This is a genomic window from Mycobacterium sp. NGS29 (assembly GCF_059812965.1).
The window spans coordinates 53634-78224 of record NZ_JCALDR010000002.1; the positions used below are offsets into that span (position 1 = coordinate 53634).

General features: G+C 67.9%; 21 protein-coding genes. 11 read left to right on the top strand and 10 right to left on the bottom strand.

Annotated elements, in window-relative coordinates; genetic code table 11:
* Nucleotide 1 precedes the first annotated feature (1 nt).
* The 7 genes from AC5Y5Z_RS02600 to AC5Y5Z_RS02630 all read right to left on the bottom strand — a co-directional run bounded on the left by AC5Y5Z_RS02600 (nt 2) and on the right by AC5Y5Z_RS02630 (nt 9813).
* Nucleotides 2-2959 carry a thiamine pyrophosphate-binding protein gene (locus tag AC5Y5Z_RS02600; RefSeq protein ID WP_499923215.1) on the bottom strand — a complete coding sequence of 986 codons (2958 nt, stop codon included), beginning with the start codon at nt 2957-2959 and terminating at the stop codon, nt 2-4.
* The gene (locus tag AC5Y5Z_RS02605) at nt 2952-4001 is read right to left on the bottom strand and encodes a pyridoxal phosphate-dependent aminotransferase (protein ID WP_463825535.1); all 1050 of its coding nucleotides are present in this window, start codon (nt 3999-4001) and stop codon (nt 2952-2954) included. Before AC5Y5Z_RS02605 ends, AC5Y5Z_RS02600 begins: the two co-directional genes overlap by 8 nt.
* Entirely contained in the window at nt 3998-5065 is a 1068-nt protein-coding gene (locus AC5Y5Z_RS02610) for a UbiA family prenyltransferase (RefSeq protein ID WP_463825536.1), read from the bottom strand. Before AC5Y5Z_RS02610 ends, AC5Y5Z_RS02605 begins: the two co-directional genes overlap by 4 nt.
* Nucleotides 5066-5068: 3 nt before the next feature.
* A complete protein-coding gene (locus tag AC5Y5Z_RS02615) occupies nt 5069-7558 on the bottom strand; it encodes an ABC transporter permease (RefSeq protein ID WP_499923216.1) in 2490 nt (829 codons plus the stop codon).
* A complete protein-coding gene (locus AC5Y5Z_RS02620) occupies nt 7555-8229 on the bottom strand; it encodes an ABC transporter ATP-binding protein (RefSeq protein ID WP_499923218.1) in 675 nt (224 codons plus the stop codon). The genes AC5Y5Z_RS02615 and AC5Y5Z_RS02620 overlap by 4 nt, the downstream gene beginning before the upstream one ends.
* Nucleotides 8230-8301: 72 nt before the next feature.
* The gene (locus tag AC5Y5Z_RS02625) at nt 8302-9423 is read right to left on the bottom strand and encodes an FAD-dependent monooxygenase (protein ID WP_499923219.1); all 1122 of its coding nucleotides are present in this window, start codon (nt 9421-9423) and stop codon (nt 8302-8304) included.
* 15 nt (nt 9424-9438) lie between these two features.
* Nucleotides 9439-9813 carry a hypothetical protein gene (locus AC5Y5Z_RS02630; protein ID WP_473139463.1) on the bottom strand — a complete coding sequence of 125 codons (375 nt, stop codon included), beginning with the start codon at nt 9811-9813 and terminating at the stop codon, nt 9439-9441.
* 64 nt (nt 9814-9877) lie between these two features.
* On the opposite strand from AC5Y5Z_RS02630, the gene AC5Y5Z_RS02635 reads away from it, so the two are divergent.
* Nucleotides 9878-11428: an HNH endonuclease signature motif containing protein gene (locus AC5Y5Z_RS02635; protein WP_499923221.1), complete on the top strand. Its 1551-nt coding sequence runs from the start codon at nt 9878-9880 to the stop codon at nt 11426-11428.
* On the opposite strand, the gene AC5Y5Z_RS02640 is transcribed toward AC5Y5Z_RS02635, so the two are convergent.
* Together AC5Y5Z_RS02640 and AC5Y5Z_RS02645 are read right to left on the bottom strand one after the other, a co-directional pair.
* Nucleotides 11425-12021, bottom strand: a complete 597-nt coding sequence (locus AC5Y5Z_RS02640; protein ID WP_473139461.1) for a hypothetical protein — start codon at nt 12019-12021, stop codon at nt 11425-11427. The genes AC5Y5Z_RS02635 and AC5Y5Z_RS02640 overlap by 4 nt on opposite strands.
* The gene (locus tag AC5Y5Z_RS02645; protein ID WP_463825543.1) at nt 12018-13205 is read right to left on the bottom strand and encodes an acyl-CoA dehydrogenase; all 1188 of its coding nucleotides are present in this window, start codon (nt 13203-13205) and stop codon (nt 12018-12020) included. Before AC5Y5Z_RS02645 ends, AC5Y5Z_RS02640 begins: the two co-directional genes overlap by 4 nt.
* Before the next feature lie 35 nt (nt 13206-13240).
* Between AC5Y5Z_RS02645 and AC5Y5Z_RS02650 the strand changes: the two genes are divergently transcribed.
* Genes AC5Y5Z_RS02650 through AC5Y5Z_RS02675 form a run of 6 tightly spaced genes read left to right on the top strand, consistent with a single transcriptional unit; the run spans nt 13241 to nt 18501 of the window.
* Complete coding sequence (locus AC5Y5Z_RS02650; protein ID WP_499923222.1) at nt 13241-13606, top strand: DUF3054 domain-containing protein; 366 nt, start codon at nt 13241-13243, stop codon at nt 13604-13606.
* 60 nt (nt 13607-13666) lie between these two features.
* Nucleotides 13667-14530 (top strand): SAM-dependent methyltransferase, encoded by an 864-nt coding sequence (locus tag AC5Y5Z_RS02655; RefSeq protein WP_499923664.1) that lies wholly within the window; start codon nt 13667-13669, stop codon nt 14528-14530.
* Nucleotides 14531-14541: 11 nt separating this feature from the next.
* Entirely contained in the window at nt 14542-15039 is a 498-nt protein-coding gene (locus tag AC5Y5Z_RS02660) for a GNAT family N-acetyltransferase (protein ID WP_499923224.1), read from the top strand.
* On the top strand, nt 15036-16082 hold the full coding sequence (locus tag AC5Y5Z_RS02665; protein WP_499923225.1) for an LLM class flavin-dependent oxidoreductase: 1047 nt from the start codon (nt 15036-15038) through the stop codon (nt 16080-16082). The genes AC5Y5Z_RS02660 and AC5Y5Z_RS02665 overlap by 4 nt, the downstream gene beginning before the upstream one ends.
* Nucleotides 16079-17194 carry an LLM class flavin-dependent oxidoreductase gene (locus tag AC5Y5Z_RS02670; RefSeq protein WP_499923226.1) on the top strand — a complete coding sequence of 372 codons (1116 nt, stop codon included), beginning with the start codon at nt 16079-16081 and terminating at the stop codon, nt 17192-17194. Before AC5Y5Z_RS02665 ends, AC5Y5Z_RS02670 begins: the two co-directional genes overlap by 4 nt.
* Nucleotides 17191-18501 (top strand): NtaA/DmoA family FMN-dependent monooxygenase, encoded by a 1311-nt coding sequence (locus tag AC5Y5Z_RS02675; RefSeq protein WP_499923228.1) that lies wholly within the window; start codon nt 17191-17193, stop codon nt 18499-18501. Before AC5Y5Z_RS02670 ends, AC5Y5Z_RS02675 begins: the two co-directional genes overlap by 4 nt.
* Here AC5Y5Z_RS02675 and AC5Y5Z_RS02680 read toward each other — a convergent pair.
* Nucleotides 18498-19235: an MBL fold metallo-hydrolase gene (locus tag AC5Y5Z_RS02680; protein ID WP_473139456.1), complete on the bottom strand. Its 738-nt coding sequence runs from the start codon at nt 19233-19235 to the stop codon at nt 18498-18500. The two genes, AC5Y5Z_RS02675 and AC5Y5Z_RS02680, sit on opposite strands and share 4 nt — an antisense overlap.
* Before the next feature lie 79 nt (nt 19236-19314).
* Here AC5Y5Z_RS02680 and fgd point away from each other — a divergent pair, with 79 nt between their 5' ends.
* From fgd to AC5Y5Z_RS02700, 4 genes are all read left to right on the top strand, one after another.
* A complete protein-coding gene (fgd, locus tag AC5Y5Z_RS02685; protein ID WP_499923230.1) occupies nt 19315-20325 on the top strand; it encodes a glucose-6-phosphate dehydrogenase (coenzyme-F420) in 1011 nt (336 codons plus the stop codon).
* Nucleotides 20318-22393 (top strand): phosphate acetyltransferase, encoded by a 2076-nt coding sequence (pta, locus tag AC5Y5Z_RS02690; RefSeq protein WP_499923232.1) that lies wholly within the window; start codon nt 20318-20320, stop codon nt 22391-22393. Before fgd ends, pta begins: the two co-directional genes overlap by 8 nt.
* Nucleotides 22390-23538: an acetate kinase gene (locus AC5Y5Z_RS02695; protein ID WP_499923233.1), complete on the top strand. Its 1149-nt coding sequence runs from the start codon at nt 22390-22392 to the stop codon at nt 23536-23538. Before pta ends, AC5Y5Z_RS02695 begins: the two co-directional genes overlap by 4 nt.
* A 79-nt stretch (nt 23539-23617) precedes the next feature.
* Nucleotides 23618-24493 carry a putative endonuclease domain-containing protein gene (locus AC5Y5Z_RS02700; protein ID WP_499923234.1) on the top strand — a complete coding sequence of 292 codons (876 nt, stop codon included), beginning with the start codon at nt 23618-23620 and terminating at the stop codon, nt 24491-24493.
* Nucleotides 24494-24591: the final 98 nt, after the last annotated feature.

Consider the following 24591-nt stretch of genomic DNA (forward strand, 5'->3'; position numbering starts at 1 on the left):
ATCACCCGACGCGCCGCAGGCCCGCCTCGTACAGCTTGCCGCGCACCACGGCGCGCAGTACTTCGCGGAACGACGCACCGCCGGCCTGGCGCCCCTCCTTCGTCCACGCCACGAAGAACCCGGCGACCTGGCGCCAGTGCTTGCGGCCGGCCTGCACCGGGGCGTCGTTGAGCACACAGCGGGCGTCGATCAGGTACGGCCGGGGTGCGCCGATGGCCTCGGTGAACGCGGCCCGGAACTCACCCAGGGTGTGCACGCGCCGCGACGCGACGCCGACGGACGCGGCGTAGTCCGCGAAGTTGATATCCGGGATCGCCGAACCGCGGTCCGGCCAGCCCATGATCTCGCTTTCGTACTTGATCGCCGCCAGCGCCAGATTGTTGACGACGACGAACACCACCGGCTTGGTGAGGCCCACTGCCGACCGGATCTGGCTGAGCGTCACCGAGGTGCCGCCGTCACCGGCCACCGCCACCGCCAGCTGGGTTTCGGTGTTGCGCGCCGCCGTGATCGCCGCGGGCACCGCAAATCCCATGGTGCCGAAGGACGCTGACCAGATGCTGCGCGTCATCGCGGTGATGTAGCGGTACACCCACAGCGTATTGACGCCGACATCCGCGCACACCGTGGCCGAGCCGCCGAAGCGGGCCAGTTCCTCGTTGATCGCCTTGGTCAGTGCGGACGCCCGAAGTGGAGCACGCTCGGCGCGCCGACGACGCCGACAGGTGCGCGGCTTGCGTTGTGGCCGTTGGTGGTTGGTAGCCTCCCCGCGGAGCGCACCGACCAGTGCCTCCAACGTGGCCATGGCGTCACCGAGGACGCAGACGTCCTGCTCGCCGAGGCGCAGCATCGCGTTCGGATCGACATTCACCACCACGGTTCGACCGGTAGCGCCCAGATCGAAAGCCGAACCCCGATTCGAAACCCCGATTAGCAGCAACACATCGGCCTGGGCGACGTCGCGGAATGCCCGCAGGTCGCCGGATCCGCCGACCCGTCCCGGCGTGCGCAGTGCCGGGTCGTCGACCACCGAATCGCCACCCATCGTCAGGTGCACCGAGCAGCCCAGCGCCCCGGACAGCGCGGTCAGTAACTCCGCACAGCCCGCCGCGCCGCGACCCGCGACGATGGCCACCCGCTGTGCGCCGCGCAGTGCAGCAATCGCCGCGGCGAGCGCCGATTCGTCGGGCGCGGTGGGCCGCAACGGCACTGATTCGAGTGGGGCAGCGCCGGTTTCGTGCCATTCCGCAGCCAGCGCGGCGGCCCGCACCTGCAGGTGCACCACGCCGGTGCCGGAGTCCGCTGCAGTAGCACATGCCCGCCGCACTATGGCTGCGGCCGTCGCCGGATTGTCGACGACGTAGCGCGCGACACTGACCTCGTCGAGCACCCGGCCCGCATCGACCAGCCACTCCTCGGTTTCCACCGTGGTGACCAGGATTCGGGCGTGGTCGAGCGCCGCATCATAGATGCCGTTGAGCTGCAACAGCAGCGCCGGACCGGTGGCCGCGACGGTCCCGGCTGACGGGCTGCCGGCCTTGCGCAGGGCGGACGCGCTCATCGACGGCGCCTGGGCGTTGGCGCTGCGCTGTGCGCTGCCGAACGCGGGCAGCAGCGGCGCGCAGAATTCGCTGATCTGCACCGGTGCAGCCAGATTCGCCGCCAGACTGGCGGCCAGTGACCGCTCGCCGGTGCGCGGCGGCCGATCCGGCGAGCGGGTCTCCCGAACTGCCGCAGTGATGCCGCCAGGCAATGAGAACGCCTGGCCTAGCAGCGATATCCCGGCCAGATTCGCAGGGGCGTCGGTGCAGACCACGTCGAGATCGGCACCGGCCAGGCTGGACAGATCCGGGGCGAACTGGCTCAGTTGCGCACGGTCGGTGACCACCTTGCACCGCGACCGGCCGGCCAGCGCCGCGCCGATACCCAGGGGTAGGGCGGCACCGGGAATGCCTGCCAGGCTGGATGATCCAGCCACGTCGGCCAGGTCGGTGAACACTGATTCGGGGGCGGTGGCGGCGTCGTCGTCCGGTGCAGGCTCCGATTCCAGGAGGGTATTCAGGGTGGCTGCGACGTCGCAGACGATCTGACGGGTGTAGGGCATCTGCTTGGCCGTGAAACGCCGGTCGGTCAGCTCCAACAGGTTCGCGTGCGCTTGCACGCGCCGGCGCAGCAACGGACTCGATCGCCCCAGCACCAGCACGTCGCCGGACGGGATCACACCGGCATCCCGCACGTCATGTAACGGACAGCCCAGTCGTACCGAAAGCTGTTGGGCCAGTTCGTCATAGGTGGCGTCCGGGCAGGACCGCAGGATGGCCAGGTCGTCGGATTCCAGGAACTCGGCGATCGAGCTGAACTCCTCCTTGCTCGGCAGGGCCGGTGCCGGCGGCCGCGGAACGAAAAGGCTCGTGTTGTCGGCGGCGATCGGCGCGTAGAGCACGTCCCCGGGGATCGCGACGTGACAGGCGGTGGACTCGTGTACGGCCAGCACCGCGGAGCGGGCGAATCGCTCGAATTGACTGGCCGCATGGATCTGCACCGAGGACGAGGTGCAGCACCTGAACAGCGCCTCGGAGTCGATCTCCTGGAACGAGTCCCGGCCGATGCTGGCCACCGGAACCTGACCGGTGATGGCAAGCAACGGAACCCGGCTCACGAAGGCCTCGTAGGCTCCGGCCACCAGGTTGGTCGCGCCGGGCCCGGCGGTGCCGAAGCACACGCCCAGCCGGCCGGATGCCTTGGCGTACCCCACCGCCATCAGTGCCGCGGCGGTCTCGTGGCGGGTGGTGACGACCCGGATCTCGGTGCGCTTGCTCGCCGCATGGACCAGCGAGTTCACCGACTCCGCCGGCATGCCGAAGAGGTATTCCACGCCGAGGGCGATCAGATAGTCCACCAGCTCGTCGGCGAAGCGTTGCCGCCCAAGCGCAGTGGAGAACAGGTGCCGGTTATGCATGGATCCGGCTGTGTTCGGTCAGACAATGGATCACGGCGTCCACGGATGCGCCGGATTGAACGGTGATCCGCACCCCCAGCCCGGGATACTCGCGCACCAGGATGCCGTCGCTGAGTGCCCGCTGAAACAGGGCGTGCGCATCCGGCGCGGGTACCCATACGAAGTTGCCCTGCGACCGCGTCCCGCAGTGCAGGTTGTGACGAATCAGGAACTCTTCCAACCTGTTCCGGTCCTCGATGACGCCGGCCACCCGGCGCTGCAACTGGTGTTGATGTCGCAGCGACTCTGCGGCCGCGGTGATGCCGATCGAGTTCACCGAGTATGTCGGGACGGCGTTCCGGGCGCGCGCGGCCAGGGCGGCGCTGCTGAACACGCCGTATCCGATCCGCAGCCCGGCCAGTCCGTAGGCCTTGGAGAAGCTGCGCAGCACCACCACGTCGTCCGGACCGCTCACCAGGCGCCGCACCGCGTCGTCCGGCAACGTCTCGTCGAACTCTGCGTACGCCTGATCGACCACCAGCAGCACGGTTTCGGGCAGCGCGTCGCGCAGCGCGGTCAGGTCGGTCACGCTCACCGTGGCGCCGGTCGGGCTGTGCGGCGCGCCGACGATCACCTGACGGGTCGACGCATCGGCGCGCGACAGGATGCCCTGCAGCGATTGGTTTCCCGGCGGGTCGCTGGCCACCCCGGCCGGGACACCGCCGGCCCGCGACACCAGCACCGCGTATTCGTCGAAGGCCGGTAGCCCGAAGACCGTCGACCCCCGTACCGGTGCGGCGTGCAGGACGGCGTCCAGGACGCCGACGCTGCCGGGACCGATGACGACCCGGTCTCGCGAAACTCCGTGCAGGGCACTGATCTCCGCGGTCAGTTCGGCGACATGGTGATTGTGGGGGTAGTGGCAGAGGGTGGCCGCACTGCTGGACAGGATCTCCCGCACCTCCGGGAGCGGGTCGAACGCCAACTCGTTGCGGGACAGGTCGAACCTGATCCGCAGCGGGTTCCTGGCGTGGTCGTGCATCGAAATGCGCTTGGCCCTCATGGCAATTCGAAGTCTTCGGCTCGTCTGGTATCCAGACGCAACCGGTCGGTGATCAACATGACCGCGAATCCGGCAACCACCACCGCGACCGACACCACCGAGATCCGCTCGATCAGGATGAGAGTCGACAGATAGCCCACCGAGACGAACATGTCGTCGCGCAGCATGTCGTTGGACGACTTCTGGTCAACCGTGCGCACCAGGCGCCACGCCTGGATGCACGACACCGGAAGCCAGATCAGGGCAATCAGGTACGTGGGAGCCAGGAAGCCGAGCACAACCGGAACCACGACGGCGGCATACACCAGTACCGTCGCCACCGCGGCGATCAACGCGGCACGGTGTCTGGTGGCGCTCAACGTCGCCGAGGTGGTGACGTGGACTCGTTTGTCCCCTTCGTAATCGGGCACGTTCTTGGTCAGGCCTTTGGCGCAGAACCAGACGAACAGGTACAGGGCCAGCGCGCAGTACTGCGGATCGGTCAGCACGTCCCATCTCAGATCGGAGGCCAGCACCGCGCTCACGTACGGATAGGCCACCGCATTGGCGAAGTACAGGATCCCGATCCGTGCCCGCGCCTTCATCCGCAGCGGCCGGAATGAATACTGTTGGCAGCCAATCAAAGCCAGCAGGGTCAAGCCGGCGAACCACGGATTCACCAGCAACGAGAGCGCAAAGTTGAACACGGCCAGCAGGTGGGTGTGGCGCAGCAGCCGGTCCCGGCCGTACCGGCTCAGTTCGTACACCCGCGACGGGATGTTCTCGTTGTCCTCCGCGATGTCGGTGTAGATGTTGTACAGGTTCGCGATCGCCGCGATGTGGTAGGACACCACCATTCCGACGACCAGGGCCAGCGAACTCACCTCGCCGGCAACGACACTGGCCAAATAGAAACCCAACATGCCTGGAATGCACGTCCGGGGCCGGGAGAACGCGACGAACTGTGCGATCCGCCAGCTGGCCGGCGCGGCGATACCCGGCGAGGTGCGCACCAGTTCCAGCCGTTGCTCGCTGGGCAGTTCCAGGAATGGGCGGGTGTCGGTCTTCAGTTGACGCTCCTCCATGGCCTACTCCACTTCCAATGCGTCCACGATTGTCGATTTCGCGGCGCGAGACGCGGGGAGCAAAGCCCCGCTCCAACAAAGAATCACCGCCACTGCGACGGTGAGTAAGTCCAGCGGCGAGAACGAATACCGCACGGTGATGGCAGTGACCGAACTCATGATCAGCGTGCCCAGGCGGTGTACCACCACGCTGGTCAACATCCCGATCACGCCGCCCAGCAACGCGATGCTGGTCGACTCGACCAGAATCGACTTGGTGATGTAGTTGCGTGACGCGCCCATCGCGCGCAGCACGCCGATCTCCCGCTTACGTTCGATCACCGAGATCATGAACGCGTTGAACAGCGCCATCGCCGCCAACAGCGCCACGATCCACTGCACGAACACCGCCAGCGACCCGATCTGGGCGACCGCGCCTTTGCCCGAGTCGACGGCGTCCTGCCCACTGAACGCATACAAACCCGTTGCCGCAGCGAGCTTTTCGAGCTGGTCCAACGCGGCGGGCGCGTTCGCCGGGTTGTCGACGTGGACTTCCAGGTAGGTGGCACCGTCGCGCTGGAACCACGTCTTCATGTGCGTCAGCGACATCGCGATCATGCCGCGTTCAGTGGTGAGGTAGTCCACGATGCCGAGGATCTGCACGGTCTGCTCACCGGACGGGGTGCTCAACGTCAGCTGGTCCCCGACCCCACGGTCCAGGTGCCGGGCGAGCTGGCGGGAGACCACCACGCCGTCGCCGGCTTCGACTTTGGCGCGGACGGACGGTTGCATGGCGGCGAAGGCCGGGGTCACCGTCTGGGGATCGGAGCCCACCACCAGAACCCGGTCGCTGCCGACGTTGACGAAGGCGTACTGGACCGGCCGGACGGCGACGACGCCCGGGATCGCCCGCACCTGTTCGTCTGTTCCCTTCGGGATCAGCGGGCTGATCGGCACCACTTCCTTGGACGCCGCGGACAGGTACATGTCCGCACCGGCGAGGGAGGAGAAGGCGTTACCGGTGGAGTCGACCACGTCGGTCAGCACCCCGCTCGTCACGCTGCCCAGCGCCACCGCGATTGTGACGATCATCAGACTCGCCCAGGTCCGTTTGGCGGCCGCCGTCATCGTCGACCTGCTGACCTGCCCGCTCGGCCCCATCAGCGCCGCGATCCGGCTGGCCAGCGCCACCAGCGTCGGCCCCAGCGCCCAGCACAGAATCAGGACCCCCAGTAGCACCAAAATGCCTCCGGCGAAAGTCTTTTCATCGTGCAGGCGCAGCGCGATGAAGAACGCCGCGAACATCAGCAGCGCACCGACCACCACCCCGAGCCAGTGCGGTCGGGTCCGGTCGGTGCCCAGGCTCTCCAGTTCCACCGGCCGCATCGCCGCGATGGGTGACGCCCGGAACACCACCATCGCCGGCCAGGCGGCGCCCAAGACGCAAGCGACGACGCCCACCGTCACCACCACCGCGATCGCGGTGCCGGGAAAGAAATAGTCCGGCTTGACGTCGACGGACTGCAGCATCAGCGGCGGCAGCCGCTTGATTGCGAGGTAGCTCATGGCCGCGCCCAGCGGTGCCCCCAGCAGGCCGCCGAGTAGCCCCAGCAGGGACACCTCGAGCAGCAGGTCCCTGGCCAGTTGCCCCCGCTCGGCGCCCAGGGCCCGCAGCGTGGCGATCATCGGACGACGTTGCACCACAGCCATATTCATGGTGTTGAAGACGATGAACATCGCCACTACCAGCGCGATCGATCCGACCAGCAGCAGGGTGTCGCGGGTGAGCGAGACGGAGTTGTCGGTCTGGGCGACCCGGAACTGCGGTTCGGCGACCACCGCACGGTGGTCGACCACCCGCACCAGATCGGCACCCAGGGATTTCAGATCGACCCCGGGCTTGGCCACCACGAACACCGAACTCACCCGACCGGGCTGATGTAACAGCTGCTGCGCCAACGGCAACGGGACGATCAGGTAATCGCCCGCGTTGTATTTCTCGGCGAGCTCACCCTTGGGTACGAACACCACGTTGACGCGGGTGTTGTTGACTTCCACCGATCCGCCGGGGCCGGTGCCCAGGCCCGGGCCGGCGATCGCCCCGCCGGCCAGCTTGTCCTTGTCGGCCTGCTGCACCAGCTCGTTGCCCACCCTGTTGTCCAGCACCCGGATGCTGGGGCTGACCCCCAAAAGCGTTGTGCCGGAACGCGGAGCGTTGACTGTCGCCTTCACGATCGGTTCGGCGGCGGCCACCCCGTCGACGCTGCGCAACTCGGCGACCAACGATTCGGGCATTCCGCTGTCGGCGGCACCGGTGACCTCGAAAGCCGCTCTGCCGTAGAGGTCTTCGGCCATCGTCGCCACCGATTCGGTCATCGAGGTGTAGATGCCGGCGATGGCCACCAGCAGCGCGGTCGCGATCATCACGGCTGCCACGCAGCTCAGCGATCGCTTCCAGTGCGCGATCGCGTAGCGCAGATTGAGCAGCCTGAACCGGACGGCGGGGGCGATCATGGGTCTTCGACGACTTTGCCGTCGCGCATGACGATTTCGCGATCGGCGGCGGCCGCGATCGACGGGTCGTGCGTGACCATGATCACCGAGCAGTCGCCGTCGTCGGCGATTTTGCGGAGCAGCGTAAGAATGTTCTTGCCGGACTCTGAGTCCAGGTTCCCGGTCGGCTCGTCGGCCAGCACCACGCCCGGCTTCATGATCAGCGCGCGGGCGATGGCGACGCGCTGCATCTGGCCACCGGAAAGCTGCGAAGGCTTGTGGTCGATGCGGTCGCCGAGGCCGACCATCTCCAGCAACTCGCAGGCGTCCCGGCGGGCGAGCTTCATCGACGACCCGTCGAGCACCCGGGGCATCGCCACGTTCTCCCAGGCGGTCAGGGTGGGCAGCAGGTTGAAGAACTGAAAGATGAAGGAGACCTTGCGCCGGCGGTACTCGGACTGTTCGTCGTCGCTCTTCTGGGACAGTTCTTCGCCGTCGACCTTGATCGAACCCTGGTCGGGGCGGTCGATCCCGCCGATCAGGTGCAATAGGGTGCTCTTGCCCGACCCGGACTGTCCGGTGACGGCGACCAGCTTCTCGTTGCCCAACGACAGGGTGACATCGTCGACCGCTTTGACCAGCTCCTGACCCCGCTGATAAGTCCTGCTCACAGCAGTGATCTCGATCAGCATGAGGAAGCCCCTGGGCGCTAGCGGTGCACAGACTGAGTGCAGGACAGGCTAACCTTACACACCGTCAATTTCTTACGCGGGCGTTTCCCATTCCTGCAGCCGGCTGGTGCGACGGCTGAAAATCCAGTTCGGCGCCAGGGTCAGGCCTGTCTCGCGCGCCCAGACCAGCAGCGGATGACCCCACTGGCCGGCGACGCCGATGCCGCGTGATTCCCGCGCAATGCGCTGGGCGCGCGGGCGGCGCACCCGGTCGTACTCCCGTAACGCCGCGCTCAGGTCGCGGTGCCTGGTGATCAGGGCGCACAGCGTGGCGGCGTCCTCCAGGGCCTGATTGGCGCCTTGGCCGAGGTTCGGCGACATCGCGTGCGCCGCGTCACCGATCAGCACGGTGTTGCGGTGCACGTAAGACCTCAGGGGGCCCTCGAGTTCCTCGCTGTGGGTGTAGTGAACGGCTTCGGGATCTGTCGCGTCGAGCAGCTCGGCGATGGGCTCGTGCCAGCCACCGAACCGGGCCCGGATCTCCTGCAGCGCAGCGACACCGGTTTCGTTGCGGGCGCTGGCCACCACGCCGAACCAGTACACCCGGCCGTCTTTGAGCGGAACCAGGCCGAATCTCTGCCCGGCGCCCCACGTTTCCCCGCCGGCCTCGACGGTTACCGGTCGGGACGTGAGCGCCCGCCACACGCCGTAGCCGCTGCGGCGGGTGGGACGGTCCTGCGGCAGGCTGGCGCGCACGCGGCTGCGGATCCCGTCGGCTCCGATGACCAGGTCGGCGCCGGCGGTCACGTCGCCGTGGTCGGTGTGCACGGCGCCGTCGGTGACCGCGGCGACCCGATGACCCCACTGCACCGTGCCCGCGGCGAGGCCGGCGAGCAGGGTGGCGTGCAATTCGGTGCGGTCCACGGCGCGCAGGTTCGCATACGTGGCCGGGGCGAAGGTGACCAGGAAGCGGCCGTTCGGCTTGCGGATTCCGGACCGGGTGTACGGGGGCGCGTCGGCGCAGATCGCCCGGACGGCCGGGCCGAGACCGAGTTGGTCCAGCGCGCGAAACCCGTTGCCGAACAAGGACAATCCGGCCCGCGGCGGTTGGGAATCGGACGACCGTTCCAGCACGGTCGTGTCCCATCCCGCCTGTTGCAGTCCGTTGGCGACCGCGAGCCCTGCGATCCCGGCGCCGACCACGACAGCTTTCATGCGCCGAAAGCGTAGTCAGGAACGGTTCGGTTCCCAGGAGTCGGTCGGATAGGCGCAGAACAGCGCGACGCCGTCGGGCGATTGGGCAGCGACGGGGCCACCGGTGTCGTCGGGGAACGCGGTGTGAACTTCCGCGACGCACTTCGCCCCGATTTGCCGCACTCCGAGCAGTGTCCCGGCGTTCGCCCACACTCCGGATCTGCATCTGAGAACTTTGCCATTGGCGTCCCAGCCGAAGATGTAGCGCCCGGTGTTCGAGTAGCACGGCTGGCCCAGGACGGCATTGTCCGCCATGTTGGGGACGGGTTGGCTGCCCGGATCGGCGGTGGCCGGGGTTGCCAGGACGGTACCGGCCGCGATTGCGACGGCAGCTGCGACCACGCCTTTCATAGGCGTTGACGTTAGCTGGACGCGGGCCGCTACACCAGGGCCGATCTGTGCTACTATCGAACATATGTGCGAATACGCCCAATCGGAGGTTACCGCCGCGGAGAAGTTGGCGCGCTTTGACCGGTCGATGGGGGCGGCGTTCGCGCACCGGGAGGGCCTGATAGCGACCACTCCGGCGGCCACGAGTTGGATGAGTCGTATCCAGGAGTCGGGTCGGGTGGCCAACCAGGGCGAGGCTGCGCAGTTGATGGCGATCGGGGAATTGTTCAGCTACCGGCTTTCGCGCAGTGCTGACACCGAAGACTGGGCGATGGACACCATGGCAGCCGTGGCCGCCGAGGTCGCAGCGGGCCTCAAGATCAGCCAGTCCTGGGCCGCGGGCAAGGTCCACTACGCCCGCGCGATGCGCGAACGCCTGCCCCGCACTGCGGCGTTGTTCTGCAGCGGGGACATCGACATCTCGGCGTTCACCACCGTCGTCTCTCGCACCGATTTGATCGTGGAACCACAGGTGCTCGCCCGGGTTGATGCACTGGTCGCGGCCCAGATCCTGCGCTGGCCCTCCCTGAGCACCTGGCGGCTGTCAGCCCAAGTCGACAAAATCGTGACCCGCATCGACATCGACGCCGTGCGGCGCCGCAAGAAACGCCGCCAGGATCGCGACATCTCGATCGGCGACGACTGCGACGGGATCTGTGAGATCCGAGGGCAGTTAGCCAGCACGGATGCGCACGCCCTGGACAGCCGGCTGACGAAACTGGCGGCCACCGTCTGCCCGCACGACCCGCGCACCCGTGAACAACGCCGCGCCGACGCGGTCGGCGCGTTAGCCGCCGGCGCCGACCGGCTGAGCTGTCGCTGCGCGCGGCCGGACTGCACCGCCGCCGACCGCAAACCGGCTTCCCCGGCGGTGATCCATCTCATCGCCGAGCACGCGACTCTCACCGGCCACAACGACGCCCCGGCCGTACAGATCGGCGCTGAGGGACTCGTCACCGCGGAACTACTGCGAGAACTGGCCCAGACAGCCACGCTGACACCGCTGACACACCCGGGCTGCTGCGACCCCGAACCCCGCTACACACCGTCCAAAACCCTGGCCGACTTCGTCCGCGCCCGAGACCTGACTTGCCGCTGGCCCGGCTGCGACGTCCCCGCCACCGATTGCGACCTCGATCACAGCATCCCCTACAGCCAGGGTGGTCCCACCCACGCCGCCAACCTCAAGTGCTACTGCCGTCAGCATCATCTGGTAAAGACGTTCTGGGGCTGGACCGACACACAACTCGCCGACGCCACCCTGATACTCACCTCCCCCGCCGGGGACATCTATGTCACCACCCCCGGCAGCGCGCTGCTGTTCCCCAGCTTGTGCGCTCCGGTCGGGGGAATGCCCACCCTCGACACCACACCGCCAAACGACCACTGCGGCGACCGGACCGCGATGATGCCCAAACGCCGCCGCACCCGCGCGCAAAACCGCACCGCCCGCGTCGCCGCCGAACGACGCCAGAACCACCAAGCCCGCACCCAAGCCCGCCAAGCAGTGGTCACCGGCTGGTGGACCGAGGACAGCCCACCACCCAACCCAGACGACGACCCCCCACCGTTCTAGGTGGGCCAGGAACTCGCGTTCGTCCGGAAGTTCGCGTTCGGACCAGAGCAGAAATCCGAGTTGGTTCCGGCCAGCAGCACGAAATAGCCCTCGCCGCGCTTGATGTCGCTGTACGGGGGATAACTCCACCCGCTGTTGCACATCGACGTCGGCGTGCCTACCGTCGCCCGGCGCCAACTCGACTTTGCGCACGCTGTCAGGGCTTCGATATTGGTGACGCCACTCTTGGCGATGACCAGCATGCCGCCACCCCATTGCCCGTCGTTGCGGCGGTAGGCGCGTGCTCCGAACCCGGTCCCGTTCACCTGGCACCCCAACGCCCGCTGCAAAGGCTGGAACACCGTCGCAACGTCGCGATTCGCGACACCGGCTGCGGCCGTGATGAATTGGGCTGCGTCGGAGCCGTCGACCTCTTGGATGTTGGCATCACGAAAGCTGAAGAGCTGCTGCGCGATTGCCGCGTTGGCACCGCCACCCACCACGGGACCGCTGCCGGTGGACGTCATCGGGGGCAGCGCGGCATCGGCGTGCGCTGCCGGCGCCAAAGCCAGCGACAACGCAACGGCAATCAGAACGCGAAACGCGACCATCATCGGAATGCTCCCAGACCGGTGAACGCCTGGCCCAGGACCAGCTGGTGCATCTCGGGGGTGCCCTCGTAGGTCAGCACCGACTCCAGGTTCACCATGTGCCGGATCACCGGGTACTCCAGCGATATGCCGTTGCCGCCCAATATCGTTCGCGCTGTCCGGCAGATCTCGATGGCCTCTCGGGTGTTGTTCAGCTTGCCGAAGCTCACCTGATCGGGCCGCAGACCCACACTGTCCTTGAGCCGGCCCAGGTGCAGCGACAGCAACTGCCCCTTGTGCAATTCCACCGCCATGTCGACCAACTTTGCCTGCGTCAGCTGGAATCCGGCAATCGGCCGGTCGAACTGAGTGCGTTGCAGGGCATAATCCAGCGCGGCCTGCCACGCCGAGCGGGCCGCACCCATCGAGCCCCACACAATCCCGTACCGCGCCTCCGACAGACATGCCAACGGGCCCTTCAACCCGGTGGCGTCGGGCAGCATCGCCGACGCCGGCAACCGCACGTCGTCCAGCACCAGCTCGCTGGTGATCGAGGCGCGCAGCGACAACTTGTGGTGGATGGTGTTGGCGGAGAAACCGCGGGTCTCGGCCGGCACCAAGAACCCGCGAATCCCGTCGTCGGTGGCGGCCCACACCACCGCGACGTCAGCGATCGAGCCGTTGGTGATCCACATCTTGCGGCCGTTGAGCACCCAGTCCGACCCGTCGCGGCGCGCCCGGGTCTTCATCGCGGCCGGGTCGGAGCCGGCATCGGGTTCGGTCAACCCGAAACAGCCGATCAGCTCCCCGGCCGCCATGCCGGGCAACCACTGTTGCTTCTGCTCCTCCGAGCCGTTGTTCCAGATCGCGAACATCGCCAGCGACCCCTGCACCGACACCAGCGACCGGATGCCGGAGTCGGCCGCCTCCAGTTCCAGGCAGGCCAGCCCGTAATGCACCGCCGACGCCCCGCCACAGCCGTAACCGTCCAGGTGCATCCCCAGCAGGCCCAATTCGCCGAACTGCTTGGCCAGTTCCCGCGCCACCGGCAGGTCGCCGTCCTCGAACCACCCGGCCACGTGCGGGGTCACGTGCTCGGCGCAGAACGCGCGGACCGTGTCCCGCACGGCTATCTCGTCGCTGGACAGGGATGCGTCCAGCCCCAGCGGGTCGGTGGGATCAAAGGTCGGCGGCGCGTCGGTGTTCATGCCTCAATCCTGCCCGGGACCGGTAGTCTCGCTGCATGCAACCGCGGCGGGGGCCCGTCTGGCTGGGCATTGACGTCGTGGCCGTGCTTGTTTTCTGCGCCCTCGGCCGGCGCAGCCACGACGAAGGCGTCACCGTCAACGGCCTGGCCGGCACGGCGTGGCCGTTTCTGAGTGGGACGGTGCTGGGCTGGCTGGTGGCCCGGGCCTGGCGGCGGCCTACCGAGGTGGCGCCCACCGGGGTGCTCGTCTGGGTGTCGACCGTGCTGGTCGGGATGTTGTTGCGCAAGGCAAGTTCGGCCAGTGTGGCCCTGGCCTTCGTGGCGGTCGCCTCGACGGTGACCGCGGTGTTGCTGCTCGGATGGCGGGCCGCCGTCCAATCGGTCGCACGTCGTCGCGGCTGACAGGTCCGACACGTGGTGCGCGAGGACAACGACACCTGGGATCCGGCGACCGGCGTCGGGATGACCGCGACGTTCGGGGCGACCGCTCGGGCGGTGGCCACCAACAAGGGGTTGATCAACGATCCGTTCGCTGAGCCGCTGGTCCGCGCCGCCGGGGTGGAGTACTTCATCCGGTTGATCGGGGACGAGCAGTACGCGGCCGACGGCGGCGACCCGGTGATGTCCGGGATGATCAGTGTCCTCGCGATACACGGCCGGTTCCTGGACGAGTTCCTCACCGGCGCGGCGCGGGCCGGCATCCGCCAGGTGGTGAACCTGGGCTCGGGTCTGGACACTCGCGCGTACCGGCTGTGGTGGCCACCGGGGACCACGCTGTACGAACTCGACCAGCCCGACGTGGTCGAGTTCGGGGGGAAAGTACTGCGCGACATGGGCGTCAAGCTGGCCGCGCACCGGCGCGCGCTGGGCGTCGATCTGCGCTGCGACTGGCTGACGGCGCTGTGCCGCGCTGGCTTCGACCCGGCCCAGCGCACTGTCTGGGTCGCCGAGAACCTGCTCGTGGGCTATCTGCCGCCGCACGCGCAGGACCGGTTGCTGCGCGAGGTCAGTGAGGTCAGCGCCCCGGGCAGCTGGTTCGCCGCGGACCATCTGCCCTGGACCCCCGTCCAGCTCACCGAGGGGCGGGCGTTCATCGACCAGTGGCGTGATCAGGGTCTGGATGTCGACCTGACCAAATTGACCTACACAGCCGAATTCCGCTCGGTCCCGGAGAACCTGGCGGCGCATCGCTGGGTGGTCAACGATCGCAGCATCCTCGAGCTGCTCGCCGCCGGCGGCTTTGCGGGACGCCGACGGATGAGTCCGCGCGATGTCGCGGCCAGCCCCCGATATCTCACCGGAATGCTTTCTCGCGACAAGCGTTAGACAGTTACGTGATGCCCACCCCCTCAACCCGCCCCGGGCTGCGCTTCGTGCCGGTCACGCTCGACGATCCGCACGCGCAGCCGCTGCTGGAGGAGTTGGCCGACGAGTACTCGGTTCGGTACGGGATGGAACGCCCGCTGATCCGGAACTGGCTGGTCGACGGGCCGGCCGGGGAGTTCGCCGCCCCGCACGGCGGCATGCTCGTCGGCCTGGTGGACGGCCGGTCGGTGACCGGGGGCGCGTTCTGTCGTTACGACGATCAGACCGCCGAGATCAAACGGGTCTGGACGCACCGCGACCACCGCCGCCGAGGGTATGCGGCCGCGCTGGTGGCTGCGCTGGAGGCCGACATCGCGGCCAGCGGTTACCGCCGCGTGTATCTGGTCACCGGCGACCGTCAGCCAGAGGCCGTGCAGTTGTACCGCTCGCTGGGCTACACCCAGCTGTCCGAGCCGCTGCCGACGCGCGGGCCGGTACTCCCGATCGCCTTCTTGAAGGCGTTGCAGTGACCCTGCACCTGGGGGTTGCGCTCGACGGGTATGGCTGGCACCCGCAGGCGTGGGCGCTGGTCGCCGAATCGCGTTCGGTGCTTAGCGGTGGCTACTGGGCCGATCTCGCTGTCACCGCCGAACGCGGCTTGCTCGATTTCCTCACCATCGACGACACACTGATGCCGCAGATCGGGCGCAGCTCCCGTATCCATCCCGACCGGCTGACCGGACGCGGTGACGCGGTGCTGACCGCCGCCCGGATCGCCCCGGCCACCCGACACATCGGCCTGATCCCGGTCGCCACGGTCACCCACACCGAGCCGTTCCACATCTCCAAAGCCATTGCCACCCTTGATTTTGTGTCCCGCGGGCGGGCGGGCTGGCAACCGCGGGTCAGCGGCACCGCGCACGAGGCGGCACTGTTCGGCCGACGCAGCATCAACCCCGATGAGCTGTTCCAAGAGGCGCGCGACTACGTCGAAGTGGTGCGCCGGTTGTGGGACAGCTGGGAGGACGACGCGGTGATCCGCGACGTGGCCACCGGTCGTTTCATCGACCGGGACAAGTTGCACTACATCGACTTCACCGGCAAGTACTTCTCGGTCAAGGGGCCCTCGATCACACCGCGCCCGCCGCAGGGACAGCCGGTGGTGGCCGTGCTGGCCCACGCGACCCCCGTCTATGAGTTCGCGGCCGCTACCGCAGATGTCGTGTTCGTCACGCCCAGCGACGACGCCGCCGCGGGCGCCCTGCACGATGAGGTGCGTGGCATCGGTGCACACCTGAAAGTCTTTGCCGACATTGTGGTTTCGTTTCACGGCCAGAACGATTTCCGCTCGGACACCTGGGTCTGGTCGGGCACTCCGGCCGAACTGGTGGACATGTTGCTCGGCTGGCAGCGCCTGGGTTTCGACGGCGTGCGACTGCGCCCGGCGGTGCATGCCACCGACCTGGCGGTGATCGTCGACGAGGTGGTGCCGCTGCTGCAGCGGGCGGACCGGTTCCGCACCCACTACCGCGACGGCGAATCCCTGCGCGAAAGGATCGGTCTGACAACATGATTCCGCTCTCGATCCTGGACCTGGCGCCGATCAGCGCCGGCAGCGATGCAGCCACCGCGCTGCGCAACACCATCGACCTGGCGCAGCGGGCCGAGCGGTGGGGCTTTCGCCGCTACTGGGTCGCCGAGCATCATTTCGTCAGCGTCGCCAGTTCGTCGCCGGCGGTGCTGATCGGCCAGATTGCCGCTGCCACCAACACGATTCGGGTGGGCGCGGCGGCCGTCCAGCTGGGCTACACCACCGCGGTCGCGGTCGTCGAGAACTTCGGCATGCTCGATGCGTTCTACCCGGGTCGCATCGATCTCGGCGTCGGCCGGTCCGGGCAACGTCGCTCCGACGAAGGCAAACCGAAGCGCCCCCGGCAGCCGCGGCCCCCGCGCGTCTGGCATGAGGCTGACGGCGTCGTGATCCCTACCCCGTTCGATCTGCGCGGACTGCTCGATGTCGACCGGCTGCAGGCCACCATGGCGATCCTGCAGCAACCCGAAGCGATTTCGCCGGACTTCGCCGAACAGATGCACGACATTCTCGCGCTGCTGGACGGAAGCTACCGCGCCGGCGGGTTCGACGTGCACGCGGTGCCCGGCGAGGGCAGCGGCCTGCGGCCGTGGGTCTTCGGCAGCACCCGGGGGCAGAGCGCGCGCGTCGCCGGCGCGTTGGGATTGCCGTTCGTCGCCAGCTACCACATCACGCCGGCCACCGCGCTGGAGGCCATCGAGGCTTACCGCGAAACGTTCGTGCCGTCGGCGGCACTGGACAAGCCGTATGTGGTGGTCTCGGCCGACATCGTGGTTGCCGACGACACCGAGACCGCGCAGCGGCTGGCGGCCGGCTACGGGCATTGGGTGTACTCCATCCGCACCGGGGTGGGCGCCATGCCCTACCCGGAATCGGACCACCTGCCAACGCTCACCGCAGCGCAGTTCGACCTGGTTAAGGATCGGCTCGCAACACAATTCGTCGGCAACCCAGACGAGGTCGCCGAACGCCTGGCGGCCCTGCAGCGGGTGACCGGCGCCGACGAACTCGTCGTCACCTCGGTCACCCACCGGCACGAAGACCGGTTGCGGTCCCACGAACTGATCGCCCGACGCTGGGGGCTGACGCCATGAGTCGCAAGCCCATTCATCTGGCCGCGCATTTTCCCGGCGTCAACAACACCACCGTGTGGAGCGATCCCGCGTCCGGAAGCCAGATCGACTTCGACTCGTTCGTGCACCTGGCCCGCACCGCCGAACGCGGTCTGTTCGACTTCTTCTTCCTGGCCGAAGGGTTGCGGTTGCGCGAACATCGCGGGCAGATCTACGACCTGGACGTGGTCGGCCGGCCGGACACGTTCACCCTGCTGGCGGCACTGGCCGGTGTCACCGAACGAATCGGCCTGACCGGAACCATCAACACCACCTTCAACGAACCATTCGAAGTGGCAAGGCAATTCGCCACCCTGGATCACCTGTCCGGGGGACGGGCCGGCTGGAACATCGTGACTTCCTCAGATGCGTTCACCGGGGCCAACTTTCGCCGCGGTGGTTTCCTGGCGCACTCCGAGCGCTACGCTCGGGCGGAGGAATTCGTCACCGTGGCCCGCAAATTCTGGGACAGCTGGGCCCCGGATGCGGTGGTGCGCCGCGACGGCGCCTACGTCGATCCGGACAAAATCCACAGCGTCGAATTCACCGGGTCCCACTTCGACGTAACGGGGTTCGCGACACTGCCCGCCGGCCCGCAGGGGCATCCGGTGCTGCTGCAGGCCGGCGACTCCGACGAAGGCCGCAACTTCGGTGCCCGCCATGCCGACGCACTGTTCACCCTGCACGGCTCCCTGGACGACGGCCGGCGCTACTACGCCGACGTCAAAGACCGGGTCCGCAAGCAAGGCCGAAACCCGAACGAGCTCAAGGTTTTTCCGGCCGCGACGTTCGTGCTCGGTGACTCCGACGACGACGCCCGCGATAAGGCTCACCACATCCGCCACCAACAGGTCAGCGGCGCCACCGCAATCGCGATGCTGGAGCAGGTGTGGGGCCGCGAACTCTCCGACTACGACCCGGACGGTCCGCTGCCCGACGTCGATCCCGTCGTCGACAGCGACATCTCCCAGGGGCGCGTCCGGCACGGCGACCCGGTCGCGGTGGCACGTCGCTGGCGGGAGCGGGCCGCTGCCGACGGCCTGTCGATCCGCGAACTGATCATCGCGGTGACCAGCCGTGAGCAATTCGTCGGCACCGCAACGCATATCGCCGACGAGATCGACCGCTACGTGCAGGCCGACGCCTGCGACGGATTCATCCTGGTGCCGCACCTCACCCCGCACGGCCTCGACGAGTTCGTCGACCGGGTGGTGCCGCTACTGCAGGAGCGCGGCGCCTACCGCACCGAATACACCGGCGTGACGCTGCGCGAGCAGCTGGCCGATTAGCCCGCTTTGCGCAGCGCGGCATCGGTCGCCTCGCGGATCGGGCCGCGCCACAGCGGGCCATGACCGGGGGCGAGCAGCTCGGACTCCACCCGGGCCAGCGCGGACAGGGTGCGGATGCACTCCTGCTGGCTGTAGCTGAAGATCGCCGGCAACAACTGGGGGCCGTCGTGCGGGAGCAGCGGATGCCCGGTGACCAGCGCGTCACCACTGGCCAGGACGCCGTCGACCAGATACGAGCAGTGGCCGTTCGTGTGGCCGGGACTGAAGACCGCTGCCGGGCGACCCGGCAGCCCGGCGGCGATGTCGGCCGTCAGCGGCCTGGCAGTCGGGATGCCCGCACGAATCAGGCCACCGCTGCGCACCACATGCGCGGTCCACACCGCCCAGCGGGGCCGCCACAACCGTAAAGCCAGCGCGGGTATCGACACCTGCTCCAGGTATTCGCGCTTCGCGTGACCGACCTCGTCGGCATGGCAGTACACCGGGGTGCCGTGCTCGCGCGCGAACCAGATCGCGCTGCCCAGATGGTCGATGTGGGCGTGGGTGAGCAGGATTGCGCGCAGGTCGGCGGGTTCGTAGCCCAGCCTGCGCAGCGAGGCCAGCACCTCCGCCCGGTCGGCGGGGTAACCGGCATCGATCAACATGACGCCGGTGTCGTCGGCGACCAGCGTCCAGTTGACCGCGGGACCCTGGGCGAGGTGGACCTTGTCGGTGATCTGCACCAGCTCCGTCATGGTCGTGAGTCTAGGAGCGATCGCAAGCCCGGCGATGCCGGGCGCAGCGGGTCGCGACCGTCAGGAGTAGAAAGAACTAGTGGCTGAACTGAAACTCGGATACAAGGCGTCCGCCGAACAATTCGCACCCCGAGAGCTCGTCGAACTCGCCGTTCTCGCCGAGGCGCACGGCATGGACAGCGCCACCGTCAGCGACCATTTCCAGCCGTGGCGGCACAAGGGCGGGCACGCCCCGTTCTCGCTGGCCTGGATGACCGCCGTCGGCGAGCGCACCGAGCGGCTGCAGTTGGGCACCTCGGTGCTCACCCCCACCTTCCGGTATAACCCGGCCGTCATCGCGCAGGCGTTCGCGACCATGGCGTGCCTATACCCCGGCCGCGTGTTCCTCGGCCTCGGCACCGGGGAAGCGCTCAACGAGATCGCCACCGGGTACGAGGGCGACTGGCCGGAGTTCAAAGAGCGGTTCGCGCGGCTGCGGGAATCGGTGCGGCTGATGCGCGAGTTGTGGCGCGGGGATCGCGTCGACTTCGACGGCGAGTACTACCGCACCAAAGGCGCCTCGATCTACGATGTACCCGAGGGCGGCGTCCCGGTGTACATCGCCGCCGGCGGCCCCGCGGTGGCCAAGTACGCCGGACGCGCCGGCGACGGTTTCATCTGCACCTCCGGAAAAGGCGAGGAGCTCTACACCGAGAAGCTGATCCCGGCCGTCAAAGAAGGCGCGCAGATCAACGACCGCAACCTCGACGACATCGACAAGATGATCGAGATCAAGATCTCCTACGACACCGACCCGGAGTTGGCCCGCGAGAACACCCGCTTCTGGGCGCCGCTGTCGTTGTCCGCCGAGCAGAAGCACAGCATCGACGACCCGATCGAGATGGAGAAGGCCGCCGACGCACTGCCGATCGAGCAGATCGCCAAGCGTTGGATCGTGGCCTCGGACCCCGACGAGGCCGTCGCCAAGGTCAAGGACTACGTGGACTGGGGTCTCAATCACCTGGTTTTCCACGCTCCCGGTCACGACCAGCGCCGCTTCCTGGAGCTGTTCGACAAGGACCTCGCGCCCAGGCTGCGCAAACTTGGCTGACACCGCGTCGAGGGCGATCTACATCGCGGCGCCCGAGTCGGAGACCGGTAAGTCGACGATCGCGCTCGGACTGATTCACCGGTTGGCGGCCACCGTCGCCAAAGTTGGTGTGTTCCGGCCGATCACGCGCGCCGAGGCCGGCCGGGACTACATCCTGGAGCTGTTGCTGGCGCACAGCAGTGCGGGACTGCCGTACGAACAATGCGCCGGCGTCACCTACCAGCAGCTGCATGAGGACGGCGACGCCGCCATCGCCACCATCGTCGACACCTACCACGCGATGGCCGCGAAATGCGACGTCGTGGTGATCGTGGGCAGCGACTACTCCGACGTGGCGAGTCCGGCCGAGCTTTCCGTCAACGCGCGCATCGCCGTGAATCTCGGTGCCCCGGTGTTGCTTGCGGTACGCGGCAAGGGGCGCACACCTGCCGAGATCGCCGCCGTCGTCGAGGTGTGTCTGGCCGAGCTGTACGCGCAGCGCGCGCACACCGCGGCGGTGGTGGCCAACCGCTGCGATCCGGCCGAGCTGGCGGCGGTGTCGGACGCGCTGCGGCGGTTCACCCCGCGCAGCTACGTGCTGCCCGAGGAGCCGCTGCTGGCCGCGCCGACGGTGGCCGAGCTCACCACCGCCGTGCGCGGGACGCCGGTGCGCGGCGACGAACAGCTGGCCCAGCGCGAGGTGACCGGGGTGATGGTGGCCGGAATGACGGCAGACCACGTGCTGGAGCGGCTGCGCGACGGCATGGCGGTCATCACCCCCGGTGACCGCTCGGACGTGGTGCTCGCCGTTGCGAGTGCCCATGCGGCCGAAGGCTTTCCGTCGTTGTCGTGCATCGTGCTCAACGGTGGCTTCGACCTGCACCCCTCGATCGCGGCGCTGGTGGCCGGCCTGAAGCTGCGACTGCCGATCATCGCCACCAAGCTGGGCACGTACGACACCGCCAGCGCGGCGGGTTCGGCACGCGGGCGGGTCACCGTCGCCTCGCAGCGCAAGATCGACACCGCGCTGGCGATGGTGCACCGCCACGTCGACGTCACCGATCTGCTCGAGCAACTCGCCCTGCCCATCCCGACGGTCACCACGCCGCAGATGTTCACCCACCAGTTGCAGGAGCGGGCCCGAGCCGACCGCAAGCGCATCGTGCTGCCCGAGGGCGAGGACGACCGGATCCTGCGCTCTGCGGGACGCCTGCTGCAGCGCTCGGTCGCCGAGCTGACGATCCTGGGCGACGAGGGGCAGGTCCGGGGGCGCGCCGCCGAACTCGGCGTCAGCCTCGACGATGCGCAGGTGATCGACCCACGCACCAGCGACCTGCACGAGCAGTTCGCCGAGAAGTACGCCGAGTTGCGCGAGGCCAAGGGCGTCACCCTGGAGCAGGCACGCGAAATCATGAATGACGCAACGTATTTCGGCACCATGCTGGTGTATCACGACATGGTCGACGGCATGGTGTCCGGCGCGGTGCACACGACGGCGCACACCGTCCGTCCGGCGCTGGAGATCATCCGCACGGTGCCGGACGTGTCGACCGTGTCCAGCATCTTCCTGATGTGTCTGCCGGACAAGGTGCTGGCCTACGGAGACTGCGCGATCGTCCCCAACCCGACACCCGAGCAGCTGGCCGACATCGCCATCAGCTCGGCGCGCACCGCCGCCCAGTTCGGCATCGACCCGCGGGTGGCCATGCTGTCCTACTCCACCGGTGACTCCGGCTCCGGCGCAGACGTGGAAAAAGTTAGGGCCGCAACGGAATTGGTGCGCTCCCGAGAACCGGAGCTGTTGGTCGAGGGCCCGATCCAATACGACGCCGCGGTGGACCCGTCGGTCGCGGCGACCAAGATGCGCGACTCGCCGGTGGCCGGTCGCGCCACGGTGCTGATCTTCCCGGACCTCAACACCGGCAACAACACCTACAAGGCGGTTCAGCGCTCCGCGGGCGCCATCGCGATCGGCCCGGTGCTGCAGGGCCTGCGCAAGCCGGTCAACGACCTGTCCCGGGGTGCGCTGGTCGAAGACATCGTCAACACCGTGGCAATCACGGCGATTCAGGGGCAGGGGCAGCGATGAGTGACCGGTCGGTGTTGGTGATCAACTCCGGATCCTCCTCGCTGAAGTTCCAGCTCGTCGATCCCGACTCCGGGGCGTCCCGGGCCGCCGGCGTCGTCGAACAGATCGGGGAGAAATCCGCCGAAGTCCCCGACCACGAAGCTGCGCTGCGTCGTGCCTTCGACATGCTGGACGACGACGGAATCGACCTGCACGACTGTGGGCTGGTCGCGGTCGGTCATCGGGTTGTGCACGGCGGCAACCGGTTTCACGAGCCGACGCGGCTCGACGACCAGGTGATCGCGGAGCTGAAGAAACTTTCGCCGCTGGCTCCGCTGCACAACCCGCCCGCGCTGGCGGGTATCGGGGTGGCCCGCAAACTGTTACCGGACGTGCCGCACGTCGCCGTGTTTGACACCGCCTTCTTCCACGAACTGCCCGCGGCGGCGCAGACCTATGCGATCGACCGCGAGCTGGCCGAGAGGTGGCAGATCCGCCGGTACGGATTCCACGGCACCTCACACGAATTCGTCAGCCGGCAGGCCGCTGAGTTCCTGGGCCGGCCGTGGTCCGAGGTGAACCAGATCGTGCTGCATCTGGGTAACGGCGCGTCCGCTTCGGCGGTGGTGGGCGGCCGGCCGGTCGAGACATCGATGGGCCTGACCCCGCTGGAGGGCCTGGTGATGGGCACCCGCAGCGGTGATATCGATCCGGGCGTGTTCAGCTATCTGTGGCGCGCGGCGGACCTCGGTGTCGAGGAGATCGAAACCATGCTGAACAAGCAGTCCGGGGTGCAGGGTCTGGCGGGCGAACGCGACTTCCGCCGGCTGCGGTCCATGATCGAATCCGGCGATGCCGCAGCAAAATTGGCCTACGACGTGTTCATCCACCGGCTGCGCAAATACATCGGTGCCTATCTGGCGGTGCTCGGGCACTGCGATGTCATCAGCTTCACCGCCGGGATCGGCGAGCACGACGCGGTGGTGCGCCGGGACGCGCTGGCCGGACTCGGCGAGTTGGGGATCGAGCTGGACGACGAGCGCAACACGACCGGGAGCGGCGCGCGGCGGATCTCCGCCGACGGTTCGCGGATCGCGGTGCTGGTGGTGCCGACCGACGAGGAGTTGGCGATTGCGCGAGACTGCATCGGCCTGCTGAACGGATAGACGTGGGCGGTGCCCGCCTGCGGAGCCGCTGTGGATCAACGTATTCGGGGGATGCGCCGGTCGTGCGATTCTTCGCGGCGTGCAGGAACCATTCGTCGGCAGCGACGCGCTGCAGCGCGGAGTGTTGAACCGTCATCAATTGCGCACGCGATACCGGGCGGTGCTGCCCGGAATCTATCTGCCTGCGGCCGGCGAACCTTCGTTTGAGCAGCGCATTGCGGCGGCCTGGCTATGGGCGAAAGGTACCGCCGTCATCGCGGGTGCGGCCGCGGCAGGGTTGCACGGTGCCAGGTGGGTTCCGCGTGCCGTGCCAATCGAACTGGTCTGCAACAACTCCCGGCCACCGCGCGGTGTCGTGACTCGGCGGTGCCGGCTGCTGGAGGGTGAGGTGCAGCTGATCGACGGCCGCTTCGTCACCACCGCGGCGCGCACCGCCTTCGACATCGGTCGGGGTGGCGCCCTGCATTCGGCGGTCGCGCGGTTGGACGCACTGGCTGCCGCGACGTTTTTCACGGTCGACGATGTCCTGGACATCGCGCAACGGCACCCCGGGTCGCCGGGGCTGCGACGGTTGGAGACGGCGCTCGAACTCGTCGACGCGGGTGCGCAGTCGCCCAGGGAGAGCTATCTACGGATGCTGCTGATCGAAGCCGGGTTTCCCCGGCCGCAGACCCAGATACCCGTATTGGGCGCCAACGGGATTCCGTTCGCTCACATCGACGTCGGGTGGGAGGAGTTCAAGGTCGGCGTCGAATACGAGGGCATGCACCATCAGACCGTGCGGGGGCGCTACGTCTACGACATCCACCGACTGGAGGACGTTCAGCAGCAGGGTTGGCTGATGGTGCGGGTAGTCGCCGAGGACCGCCCGGCGAGCATTACTCGGCGAGTGCGGGTGGCGATGGTAGAGCGCGGGTGGCCTGCGCCGGATTCGGAGCTGCAGCGTTGGGTGTGAGCTGGTGGCGTCCATTGTGCAACAGTGGTTTTGAATGTGAGCGGAGGGCGGGATTCCGGGGGGCGAATTCCCGCCCAGGGTTCACACCCGGCGCCCAG